Origin of the sequence: Aurantimonas manganoxydans SI85-9A1 (assembly GCF_000153465.1) — a bacterium.
In the GTDB taxonomy this organism is placed as follows: Bacteria; Pseudomonadota; Alphaproteobacteria; order Rhizobiales; family Rhizobiaceae; genus Aurantimonas; species Aurantimonas manganoxydans.
Map to the genome: position 1 here is coordinate 1 of NZ_AAPJ01000027.1, position 1,163 is coordinate 1,163.

Below are 1,163 nucleotides of genomic sequence, written 5' to 3' on the forward strand. Positions count from 1 at the left end.
CGAGGCGATGCTGCCACTCCATCTCCACCGGCGGGGCGGCGAGGAACAGCGGACCGCCGAAATCGTCGTCGGCGAGGCCGGCCATGCGCACGGCTTCCGAGCCGGCGGCTTCCGCCATCATGTAGGAGAGACCCGTCGAGGTCTCCGAGCCGGGACCCATGAAGTCCACCGAGCCGGAGATCGTGGTGCGCAGGCTGTCGGTCGAGAAGCGCTCGATCCGGTGGATGCCCGAGCGGCCCGAGGACAGGGCGTCCCAATTGTCGTCGACGCCGCGGCCCAGCGACGAGACGAGGCCGAGCCCGGTGATCGCGATCACCGGGCGCCCGAGAAAGTCCAGCTCTGCGGTGTTGCCGTTCGCGCTCATCATCCGATCCTTACAGTCTGCGTCCGTCCACGGCTTCCAGTTCGCAGGCACCCTCTGCATGAAGGTGACCGATCGCGGTCACGATGGCGCGCCGCGGGGCCGCTGAAGCCGGGCGTTCCTCGCCGAAATCGAAGGGCGGGATCACCGCACCGCGAGACAGCGCGCCGGCGGCCAGCGCCACGCCGGCCGGGACCTGCGCCTCGAAGGCATGGCCGAGCATCGTCCCATACGCTCTGACCGGGGCATCGGGAAACCGTTTGTTCAGGACGCTGCGTTCCATATCCAGCAACGGCTTGATGCCGGCGGCGCCGCTGAGGATCAGCGTCTCGTCGCTCGCCGATCCGCCCTGCGGCAGCAGCGCCTCGAAACGCGCGGCCGTGCGCTCGGCGTCGCGCTTGCCGCGATCGCCGGAGGCGCTGACCAGCCGCGCATAGGCGAGGGCTGAACGGGCCGCCGCGTGTTCGGCCGATTCCAGGATGAGGAACGCCCCGACGCTGCCGACGATGAGCGCAACGAGGACGAAGGCCAGCGACAGGAACCACCGTGCGGCCAGACCGATCGGCCCGACGCCGCTTTTCCGATTGCTGATGGCTTTCGCCTTCACGTTGTGCCCCGACCTTGCATTCCGACTCACCCCCGCCCGCGCCTCGCGTTTATTGCACCACGGCCGCGCCCATGCGAGCCCTGGGCTGCGAAGACGACCATTCTTCGGCCAGAAGCGAATAAAGATAATGGTCTTCCCAGCGTCCGGCGATCTTCAGATAGCTTCGCAGATGACCCTCCCGGACGAAACCGCATT

At 68.0% G+C, this 1,163-nt stretch carries 2 protein-coding genes; both read right to left on the reverse strand.

The features are described from left to right. Nucleotides 1-364 (reverse strand): beta-ketoacyl synthase N-terminal-like domain-containing protein (locus tag SI859A1_RS00205; RefSeq protein WP_009207879.1); only part of this gene is annotated, 364 nt, incomplete at its 3' end. A gap of 10 nt (nucleotides 365-374) precedes the next feature. Further along, the gene (locus tag SI859A1_RS00210; RefSeq protein WP_244400827.1) at nucleotides 375-968 is read right to left on the reverse strand and encodes a hypothetical protein; all 594 of its coding nucleotides are present in this window, start codon (nucleotides 966-968) and stop codon (nucleotides 375-377) included. Nucleotides 969-1,163 lie beyond the last annotated feature (195 nt).